Raw genomic sequence first — 10,048 nt, forward strand, 5'->3', positions numbered from 1 at the left:
CCTTCTGCGCGCCCTCCCCCCCCCATCAGCGGTGGCGGGTCGGCGCGGCGCACGACCGGCCCGACGCCCCGGATCGCGGGCGCCGGGCCGGCCCGGTCACCGGGTGTCAGTCCTCCCGGCTCTCGCGCGCCTCCTGCGCCCGTGCGACGGCGTCCGCATCGAATCGCATGACGAGCGTCAGGACGAAGGCGATGGCCGCGGCACCCAGGCAGCCCACCGTGAACATCCCGAAGCCCGGTCCCAGGAAGATCGGCAGGGTCGTCAGGCCCGGGAAGGCGAAGCTCATGGCGGCCGCCCCGCTGGCCCCGGCGACACCACCACCCACAGCGCCCGCGACGCACACCGCCGCGAGCGGCTTCCTCAGCGGCAGCGTGACACCGAACATCGCCGGTTCCGTGATGCCGAAGCACGCGGAGATCGCAGCGGAGACGCATACGGTGCGATACGCCCGGTTCTTCGTCCTCAGGCACACGGCGAGGCAGGCGCCGGCCTGGGCGAAGACCGCCGGGGCGAAGAACGCGAGGATCGTGTCGGACCCGAAGGCCACGATATTGCTGATCGCGATGGGCACGAGCGCCCAGTGGAAGCCGAAGAGCACCATGAGCTGGATGAGCCCGCCCAGGGTCGCGCCGGCGAGCACGGGGCTCAGGGAGTGGACCCAGCCGTAGCCCTGCGCGAGCCCCTGGCCGATGGCACTCCCGACGGGGCCGAGGACGACCAGGACGCCACCGGCCGCCACGACGAGGGAGACGAGGGGCACCAGGGGGCCGCGCACCACCTCCGGGAGGCAGCGCCCGGCGACCCTCTCCGCACCGGCGAGGACGAGGACGCCGAGCAGGATCGGGATGACGCTCGACGGGTAGGTGACCGCACCCACGGGTGCGCCGAAGAAGGTCACCCGCTGCCCGGACTCGAGCGCCGCCGACAGGTCCGGGTAGAGGACGACCGCGGCCAGGAGGACGGCTGTGACACGGTCGGCGCCCACGAGCGCGGCCGTCGTCGAGGCGAGGAAGACGGGCAGGAAGTAGAACAGGGCAGAGGCGATCGCGTCGCACACGACGTAGGCGGGCGAGCTCTCCGCGAGCCAGCCGGCGAGGACGGCCGCGGCGAGCGTCCCCTTGAGGATGCCCGCGGCCGACAGCACGTTGACGATGGGCAGGAAGATCGCGCTGATCGCGTCGATGGCGGCCTGGTACAGGGGCCGGTCGCCCGCCTGACGGCGGGCACCGCGCCATTCGCGCCACCGGACGAGCAGGCCGCGCGCACCGGTGGGACCGGGTGCACAGGTCCGGGTCTCGGCGCTCACTGGAACATCAGCTCCGCCGCGCCGATGATGCCGAAGTCGTCGCCGAGCTCGGCCTGGCGGAAGTAGACGGGGGCGTCGTTGTCGTTGTACTGGTCGAAGTAGGCCCGCACCTTCGGGAAGAGGCGATCGCCGAGGTTGAGAAGGCCGCCGCCGAAGACGTAGCAGTTGATATTGAGCAGGACGTAGACGTTGTAGATCCACAGGGCGAGGTAGCGCGCCATCTGATCGATGGCGCTGCGGGCCATCTCGTCGCCGAGGTCGTAGGCCTCCTGGAGGGTGCGGCACGTGATGTTCTCCGTCCCGTCGACGAGCTCGACCATGGTGGTGCCCCGGCCCTCGTCGATCCACTGCCGGATGTGCCTGACGATCATGGCGCCCGAGCAGTAGGACATGAGGCAGCCGCGGTTCCCGCAGCCGCACTCGATGCCCTGACCCGGATTGACGATCATGTGGCCGGACTCCCCCGCCCATCCGTAACGGCCGCGGAAGAGCTTGTTGTCAATGACCATCGCGGAGGAGATTCCCGTGGACACGGGGCAGTAGAGCATGTCGCGGAATCCCCGACCCGCGCCGTAACGGTGCTCGGCGAGGGCCCCGGCATGCGCGTCGTTGTCCAGCAGCACGCGGACGTTGCCGCCGATGCGCTCCTTGAGGTACTGGCGCGCCGGGACGTCCTTGAGAAGGGGCAGATTCGCCGTCTTGACGATGCGGCCCTCCTCGTAGTTCACGTAGGACGGCATCGCCACACCGATCCCGCGCAGGTCGCTCGTCTCGGTACCGCTGTCGCGCACGAGCTCGAGACAGGCGTCGATGATGCCGTCGAGGAACGCCTCGGGGGCCAGGTCCTTGTCAGCGGGGAACTGAGTGCGTCGCAGGAGGACGTGCTCGTTGTCGAACATGCCCAGCGCGACCTTGGTGCCGCCCACGTCGACGCCGATCGTGCAGCCGGTTCTGCTGGGCAGGCCGGGGGCGTCGAAGAACGGGCGCGGATTGAGCGCCTCGCGCTGAGCGGCGGCGAGCTCCTCCCGGGTGGTCAGAGGCGCTCGGGTGGTCGCGTCGGCGCCCGTACCGGTCAGTGTGCTGGTCATGGTGACTACTCCTTCGTGGTCGTGCGGGCGTCATCGCCCGCGGGATGGGGATGGCGGCGCCCCCGTGCACCGACTCGATCGGATCGCACGGCGGGCGGATGAGGACGCTGCTCGACGACGTTGTCGAACGGCCCGGGCCGCGGCATCATCGTCGGGCGGGCCTGCTGCTCGACGGCGTTCGAGCAGGTCATCGGGATCGTGGTGCTGCCGTCGGTTTCGAGGGATCGGGGCGACGGCGCCCCGGAAGTCCGCCCCCACCGTTGCGCGACCGGACGCGGGGCGCGGCGATGCGATGGCGGATCGGTGGATTCAGCCGGTCGGTCGGCCGCCCTCAGACGATCTCGGCGGCGCCGAAGGCCTCGCGGAAGTCGTCGGCGAAGGCGTCGACGGCCAGGGAGACCAGGGGCAGGGCGAGCATGGAGTCGAGGAGGTCCGCGCCCACCGTGACGGCGTGCGCGCCGGCGGCCACTGCGTCGGTGACCTGCTTGATGTTCTTGAAGCTCGCCGCCAGGATTCGCGTTGGCACCCCCTCTCTGTCGATGTCCTCCCGCAGCGCCGCGATGACGCGCAGCGGGTCGATGTCGGCGTCGGACATCCTGTTGACGTAGGGGGCCAGGTAGTCGGCTCCGGCCGCCGCGGCCAGCAGACCCTGCGCCGTCGAGTAGACGGCGGTCGCGGTGACCCGCACCCCCTGCGCCTTGAGCGCGGTGATGGCGGGGAGGCCGGCCGCGGTGGTCGGAATCTTGACGAGAGTGCGCTCCCCCGCGATCCTCCGGATGACCCGGGCCTCCCGGAGCATTCCGTCGGTGTCGCGGGCGACGACCTGGACGTGGAGGTCCCTCTCCCCGACGAGCCCGCGCAGGCGGGCCAGGTCGGAGGCGAAGTCGCTCGGCTCCGCCGCCCGCAGAATGGTCGGGTTCGTGGTGACGCCGAGCAGCGGGAAGGCCGCCAGTGCGCGCTCCACGCGCTGCGGGCGGGCGTCATCGATGAGGATCTTCATGGGTCGTCTCCCTGGGGTGGTTCGTGTCGCCGTTCAGAGGGTCTGCTCAGAGGGTCTGCTCAGTGCGGGCGATGATGTCGTCCTGGGTCTGCTTGGACAGGACGACGAAGAATGCGCTGTACCCGGCGACGCGGACGATGAGGTCGCGGTGCCGCTCCGGGTGCGCCTGCGCGTCGATGAGGACGTCCCGATCGACGACGTTGTACTGGATGTGGAAGCCGTGGAGCCGGTTGAAGAAGGCGCGGAGCATGGCGATGAGCTTCACGCGGTCCTCGGGCTCGGCGAGGATCTGCGGAGTGACCTTCTGGTTGAGCAGGACGCCTCCGGTGATGCGGCCGGTGTCCAGCTTCGAGACGGACTTGAGCACCGCCGTCGGCCCGTTGGTGTCGGCGCCGTGGCTCGGCGAGCAGCCCTCGGCGAGGGGCTCGCCCGCGTGGCGCCCGTCGGGGGTGGCGGCCGTGGAGGCCCCCTGGGGCACGTTCGCGGAGATCGAGGACGTGCCGGCGTAGTAGGTGCCGCCGATGGGTCCGCGCCCGTAGCGGGAGTTCCGGTAGGTGAAGATCTCGTCGATGTCGGTGGCGTAGGCGCGCACGAGGAGCTCATCGACATCGTCGTCGTCGTTGCCGTACTTCGGGGCCGCGACGAGCAGCTTGCGGATGCGCTCGCCCTCCTCGCCGGCGAAGTCGTTCTGGAGGGCCTCCCAGAGCTCCTCGCCGGTGATGGCCCGGTCCTCGAAGACGGTCTTCCTCAAGGCGGCCAGGGAGTCGCCGAGGTTGGCGATCCCGACCTGCAGGCCGGAGCAGAAGTCGTAGATGGCGCCGCCCTCCTTGAGGGTCCTGCCACGGCCGATGCAGTCGTCGACGAGGCCTGAGCACAGCACGTCGGCGGTCCTGTGCTCCAGCGCCAGGTCGCAGGAGGCGTCCAGCACGATGCAGTGGCGCTGGAACTCGCGGATCGTGGTGTCCCAGGCCTCCATGACCTCGTCGAAGGAGGTCATATCGCGCAGGTGCCCGCGGGAGGGCGCCAGTCGGATCCCCGAGGCCGGGTCGAGGCCGTCATTGAGGGCGACCAGGAGCGCCTTGGGGAAGTTGAGGAAGCTCATACCGGTGCACCGGTAGCCCCAGCGGCCGGGCACGGCGACCTCCACGCAGCCGATCGCGGAGTAGTCGTGGGCGTCCTCGGAGGAGACGCCGCGCTCGATGAGCGAGGGGATGATGATCTCGTCGCTGTTGAAGGCCGGCATCCCCGTGCCCAGACGCATGAGCTCGACGGCCTCGTTCATGAAGTCGTCGCTCAGGCCCCTGTGGTAGCGGATGGTGAGGTTCGGCTGGGGCAGATGGGTCTGGGCGACGGCCCTGATGATGAGGTGGGACAGGCGGTTGACGGCGTCGGAGCCGGCGGCGTCCTGCCCGCCGATGGTGACGTTCTGGTAGAGGGGGCTGCCGGCGGAGAACCGGGTGTGGCTCCAGGAGCGGATCTTGTTGACCGTGAACGTCTTGAGCCACAGGTTGGAGAGCAGCTCGACGGCGGAGTCCTCGGTCTCGCGGCCGGCCTCGAGGTCGGCGCGCAGGTGGGGCCACAGGTACTGGTCGAGACGGCCGTAGGACAGGGAGTGGCCGTTGGACTCGATCTGCAGGGCGACGTGCACGAGCCAGATCGACTGCACGGCCTCCTGGAAGGTGGTGGCCGGGTGCTCGGGCACGACCTGGAGGATCCGGGCCATCTCGCGCAGCTCGGCGCGACGAGTCGGATCCGTCTCGGCCAGGGCGAGCCGGCCCGCGAGCTCCGAGTAGCGGTGGGCGAAGGCGATGACGGCATCGAAGGAGATGAGCAGGGCCCGGTAGAAGGGCGCCTTGTCGAGCTCGGCGGAGTCGGTGAGGTCGAGCGCGTCGAGGGCGGCGCGCGTGCGCTCCTTGTAGCCGGCCAGGCCCTCGCGAAGGAGACGACGGTAGTTGACGGCCAAGTGGGCGTCCCCCGAGGTGATGTTGCCCTCGGGGTGGATGATGCCCAGGTCGTAGAAGCGCCTGGAGTCCTCGGGCATGAGGGTCAGCGCGTGCTCCTTGAGGGTGCGCCCCCTCCAGAAGGGCGCGATCCCGCGGAGCGTCTCCTTGGCCTCCTCGGAGATGGTGAAGCGGTCGCCGGGGCGCTCGTCGAACTCGTCGAGCTCGGCGATCACCCAGTCCATGGCGTACTCCGGCATGATGGGAGCGGCCCGGTTGGCACTCGCCTGGTTGCCCGCGAGGCGCGAGGAGGGTTCGATGTAGATCGTCATCCTCTCCAGGACGTTCCTCAGCATGAGGGCCCGGATCATGACGAGCGGCTGGTCGGCGTTGTCCCGGTAGGTGTCGGTTGCGATGACGGCGCGCTCGACGCACACGGAGGGCTCGGCGCTGAGCAGTTCGTCGCGCCAGGCCTCCATGCGATCGGTGAGTCCTCCGAAGCGGGGGCCTCCCAGGGCGGGGCGCGCGGGGGGCGTGGTGACGGGGGCGGTCGTGGTGGTCATGACGGTTCCTCTCTGGTGGTGAGGGCGGTGGGGCCCGAGTCCCTTCCGACGACGTGGTCCGGCTCCGGACGCGCCTGGGCGGGGTGGACGGCGGCGGTCCCGTCGGCGGCGACGGTGACGACCTCGACGCCGGCGCCCGTGAGCGCGTCGACCTGGGCATCGGGGGCGGCCGAGTCGGTCCACAGCGCGGCGACGTCGTCAGCGCCGAGAAGCGGAACGGGACCGTGGCCGCCGAGCTTCTCGGACTCGGTGAGGACGACGACGCGCTCGGCCCTGCTCGCCAGGGCGCGCACGGCGGTGGCGCGCATGTAGTCGCGAGCGGTGAAGCCGAGCGAGGGGGTGAAGCCATCCGTGCCGATGAAGAGGCGGTCGACGATGAACTGCCGGGCGCACAGCTCGACCATCGGTCCGACCAGCACCCTCGAGTCGTGCTGCTGCTCGCCGCCGAGGAGCACCGTGCTCACCATCGGATGGGCGCCCAGCCTCTGGGCGATGAAGGCCGAGTTGGTGACGATCGTGATGCCCGTGCGCTGGATCGAGATCTGCTCGGCGAGGAGGGCGCAGCACGAGCCGGCCTCGATCATGACGGTCTCGCCGTCGTTCACGGTCGCGGCCGCGGCCGCGGCGATACGGACCTTCTCCGCGTAGTGGTAGGCGAGACGCCCTGCGGGGTCGTCGGGCGAGACGAGCATCGCGACACCGCGCTCGCGCCGGATGAGGCCACGAGCCTCGAGGTCGTCGAGGTCCTTGCGGATGGTGACGGTGGAGACGTGGGCGATACCGGCGAGCTCGGCGACGGCGATGCGACCGGCGACGACGATGGACTCGAGAAGGGTGAGCTGACGAGTACTCATGGTGTCCATGCCCCCCTTCCTATCGCACGAGATCCTGATGCGTCGTCGTCCGAAGCGTTGAGAACAACGGTAGAGGGTCACGTATCTTCGCAAATAGGCCCTTTGTCCTTCATTCGTAAGTTATTATCGTTATGAACGAAAGGTCGTGAGTTCTCATGCCATCCAGGACGCCCCGCTCCGTCGACACCGGCAAGGCCCGTCCCCCGGCCCGCGGCCGGAGGCCGGCATCATCGGTCACCGGCTCGGCCCCGGTCGCCGCCTCCCGCACCGGGATGGTGTTCAATGTCCAGCGCTTCTCCCTGCACGACGGCCCGGGCATCCGTACGGTGGTCTTCCTCAAGGGCTGTCCGCTGCTGTGTCCGTGGTGCGCGAATCCCGAGTCGATCAACCCGAGCGTGGAGGAGTTCCTCGACCCGGACACCGGGGAGGTCTCACCCGCCGGCCGCACCCGCACGATCGAGGAGCTGCTCGAGACCTGCGAGGCGGACCGCGTCTTCTTCGAGGAGTCGGGGGGCGGCGTCACCCTGTCCGGCGGTGAGGCGATGATGCAGCACGCCTTCGCCATCGAGATGCTGCGCCGCCTCCAAGCGGTCGGCATCCACACCGCCATGGAGTCCACCGGTCACGTCGCGGCCCCGGTCTTCGAGCGCGCCCTGGAGCATCTCGATTACCTGCTCATGGATGTCAAGCACCACGACCGCCAGGAGCACAAGCGGTGGACCGGCGGTTACAACGACCTGCCGCTGCGCAACCTGTCGCGCGCCGTCTCCCGCGGTATCGACATCTGCGTCCGCATCCCCGTGATCCCCGGTGTCAACGACACCCTCCGAGACGCACGGGCCTTCGCCGCTCTCCTGCGCCGGCTCCGGGTCGAACGGGTGCAGCTCCTGCCCTTCCACCAGTTCGGCGAACGCAAGTACGCCCTCCTCGGCCGCCCCTATCGGATGGCGGGGATCGCCGCCCTCCGCCAGGAGGATCTCCTGGACTACCGGGACCTCATGAGAGCCGAGGGCGTCGAGGCCCACTTCTGAGCGCCGGTCCGCTCCCGATCATCAGAAGAGCAGCGCGGCCAACTGGCGACGGGCCCGCGTCACCTCGGGAGTCGACGAGCCGATGATGTCGAAGAGCTCGAGCAGTCGTAGCCGCGCGGTCTCCCGCTCCTCGCCGGTGCGCGAGCGCACCGCCTCGAGCCCACGTCCCAGGGCGACGTTGACGTCCCCCTGCGACAGAGCGGCGTCGGCCCCGGCGAGCTGATCCTCCACACTCGCCCCCGGTGCGTCCGCCGCGGCCAGGAGGGCGCGGGGGTCCTTGCCGTCCATGCGTCCCAGCATGCGGATCTGCCCCCGCGCCACCTTGAGCTCGGCATCCGCGGGGCTCTGCGCGATGGCGCTGTCGTAGACCTTCTCGGCGGCGGCGTAGTCGCCCCGTTCCATGGCCTCGCGGGCCCGGCGCTCCACCTCGGTCTCCTCGGGCTCCACCGGCTCCGCGTCCACGGCGGGCGGCGGGGCGAGGCGCCCGGTGACGCCGTTCCGGGCCGCCAGCTCAAGCAATTGGTCGAGCAGGCCCCGCAACTGGTCGGCGGGAATCGCCCCCTGGAACAGGGGCACCGGCTGTCCGGCGATCAGTGCCACGACGGTGGGCACGGCGGTGGCCTGAAGCGCCTGGACAACCTCCGGGGCGGCATCGACATCCACACGTGCGACCTGGAAGCGACCGGCGTACTCCTGAGCCAGTGCCTCGAGCCGGCTGACGAGGTCTGCGGAGGATCGGGAGCGCGCGGTGTGCAGGACGACCACCACCGGCACCTGAGTGGAGGTCTCGGCGACGTCGCGCAGGGAGGCGGCGTCGACATCCACGACCAGCGGCGCCGGTATCGCGGCCGCCGGCCCCGCGGCACCGGTCGCGGGACGCTCCGCGGGGGACTTCCCACGGCCCGGCGAACCACCGTCCGCGGCGGGAGCGCCCTGTCGGGAAGCGAGAGTGGACAGGTCCACGGCGCCGAACATGCTCATGGGAGGGCCTTTCCCGGGCTGAGCCCGCTGATGAGTCGAAACAGTGCGAGAGTAGGTGCGGCTGGGATGAGAAGGGCTTGAGAGGGGCGCGGCCCCGCGTGTCAGCCGGGCGACTTCGAGTCGTCCTTGGAGGCCGAGGCCAGCACGGCGCTCCGACCCAGCACCACGGCCGGGGAACCGGAACCGGCGGACGGTATCGAGAAGGCCACCATGACGTCGTAGGTCGACGTGACCTCGCCGGTGATCTCAGTGCCCGTCCCCAGGAGGGAGGCGACCTCCGGAAGCATCTTGAGCGTGGACTTGGCGACCGTGCGCTTGTACACGACGTCGTAGCTGAGGGTCGTGAGCACGATCGCGCCGTTGTCGGTGGTGCGCAAACCGCGGAAGCCGTCGGAGCCGGCGCGCGCCGTCACCGCGATCTCACCGGCGGAGGAGACGTCCTTGCTGCGCAACGATCCCAGCTGCTGGCGCAGCAGATCGTCGGCGAAGACCGCCCCGTTGTCCCCGTCCGGGTTGTTCAGGGCATCGACGTAGGAGTCCAGCACCTCCTGCGGCGTGGCGGCCAGCCCGTCGGCATCGCCATCCACCTGCTCGCTGCCGACTGAGGCCGTCGCGGTCGCGGGCACCTCGACGCCGGCGAACGGCCGCACCCAGGCCCACAGCCCGAAGTTGTCGCGCGCGGCGTCCTGAGTCAGCGCCAGCAGATAGGGAACATCATCGCCATCGGCGGTCTCGGTGACCGTCAGGGCGATGCGCGGGAAGCCCGTGGCCCGCCCCACGGTCCCAGCCTGGCTCAGGGTCGTGAAGTGCTCGATCTTGCCGTCGTCCTGGGCCGCCGAGGCGAGAGCATATTCCTCGGTCCGTACACGCAGAGCGGGACCGGTGAGATAGCCGGACAAGAGCTCCGGACTCTTCTGGGCATCAGCGCCGTCCAGACCCGTCTGAATCCGGTCGAGAGCGCTGGTGAGGTGCTGACTGTCCAGGACGGGGTGGGCCGTGGGGGTACTGACCTCCGGCGCCGGAGGGAGTTCCTGCGAGCATGCCGCGAGGGTGAGGCCGACGGCGGTCGCCGCGGCGGAGGTGAGAAAGACTCGGCGGCTGGTCATCATGCGTGCTCCTCATCGGACTCGGGGCCGGCGGGCAGGTCGGAATCGGCGCTGCGAGGCCGCCGGTGCTCCGCAGGCCAGCCCTGAGTCGGGAAGGAGAAGCCCTGCCCCTGCGGCCCGGGCTGGCCCTCGTAGCCGGGCTGGCCCCCGTGGCCGGCCTGCCCCTCGTAGCCGGGCTG

10 protein-coding genes are annotated in these 10,048 nt (G+C 70.3%); 1 reads left to right on the forward strand and 9 read right to left on the reverse strand.

Annotated elements, in window-relative coordinates:
- Positions 1–106: 106 nt before the first annotated feature.
- The 6 genes from G448_RS16095 to G448_RS16100 all read right to left on the reverse strand — a co-directional run bounded on the left by G448_RS16095 (position 107) and on the right by G448_RS16100 (position 6,760).
- Positions 107–1,306, reverse strand: a complete 1,200-nt coding sequence (locus G448_RS16095; RefSeq protein ID WP_211227996.1) for a PTS transporter subunit EIIC — start codon at positions 1,304–1,306, stop codon at positions 107–109.
- Positions 1,303–2,394, reverse strand: coding sequence for an ROK family protein (locus tag G448_RS0109735; RefSeq protein WP_026407816.1), 1,092 nt, complete (start codon positions 2,392–2,394; stop codon positions 1,303–1,305). The genes G448_RS16095 and G448_RS0109735 overlap by 4 nt, the downstream gene beginning before the upstream one ends.
- A gap of 5 nt (positions 2,395–2,399) precedes the next feature.
- The gene (locus G448_RS0109740; RefSeq protein WP_026407817.1) at positions 2,400–2,585 is read right to left on the reverse strand and encodes a hypothetical protein; all 186 of its coding nucleotides are present in this window, start codon (positions 2,583–2,585) and stop codon (positions 2,400–2,402) included.
- Positions 2,586–2,725: 140 nt separating this feature from the next.
- Positions 2,726–3,394, reverse strand: a complete 669-nt coding sequence (locus G448_RS0109745; protein ID WP_026407818.1) for a fructose-6-phosphate aldolase — start codon at positions 3,392–3,394, stop codon at positions 2,726–2,728.
- Between the two features lie 46 nt (positions 3,395–3,440).
- The gene (locus G448_RS0109750) at positions 3,441–5,897 is read right to left on the reverse strand and encodes a glycyl radical protein (protein ID WP_084436629.1); all 2,457 of its coding nucleotides are present in this window, start codon (positions 5,895–5,897) and stop codon (positions 3,441–3,443) included.
- Positions 5,894–6,760, reverse strand: coding sequence for a DeoR/GlpR family DNA-binding transcription regulator (locus G448_RS16100; protein WP_156911006.1), 867 nt, complete (start codon positions 6,758–6,760; stop codon positions 5,894–5,896). Before G448_RS16100 ends, G448_RS0109750 begins: the two co-directional genes overlap by 4 nt.
- Before the next feature lie 146 nt (positions 6,761–6,906).
- On the opposite strand from G448_RS16100, the gene G448_RS0109760 reads away from it, so the two are divergent.
- The gene (locus G448_RS0109760; protein WP_051268891.1) at positions 6,907–7,782 is read left to right on the forward strand and encodes a glycyl-radical enzyme activating protein; all 876 of its coding nucleotides are present in this window, start codon (positions 6,907–6,909) and stop codon (positions 7,780–7,782) included.
- A gap of 21 nt (positions 7,783–7,803) precedes the next feature.
- Here the strand turns inward: G448_RS0109760 and G448_RS0109765 are convergent, their stop codons facing one another.
- From G448_RS0109765 to G448_RS18425, 3 genes are all read right to left on the reverse strand, one after another.
- Positions 7,804–8,763: a tetratricopeptide repeat protein gene (locus tag G448_RS0109765; protein WP_026407821.1), complete on the reverse strand. Its 960-nt coding sequence runs from the start codon at positions 8,761–8,763 to the stop codon at positions 7,804–7,806.
- A 101-nt stretch (positions 8,764–8,864) separates the two neighbouring features.
- Positions 8,865–9,872 carry a DUF8094 domain-containing protein gene (locus G448_RS0109770; protein ID WP_026407822.1) on the reverse strand — a complete coding sequence of 336 codons (1,008 nt, stop codon included), beginning with the start codon at positions 9,870–9,872 and terminating at the stop codon, positions 8,865–8,867.
- Positions 9,869–10,048, reverse strand: a 180-nt coding sequence (locus G448_RS18425; RefSeq protein ID WP_026407823.1) for a hypothetical protein, incomplete at its 5' end; no start/stop codon positions are given. The genes G448_RS0109770 and G448_RS18425, both read right to left, overlap by 4 nt.

Source organism: Actinomyces gerencseriae DSM 6844 (assembly GCF_000429265.1).
Classification (GTDB): domain Bacteria; phylum Actinomycetota; class Actinomycetes; order Actinomycetales; family Actinomycetaceae; genus Actinomyces; species Actinomyces gerencseriae.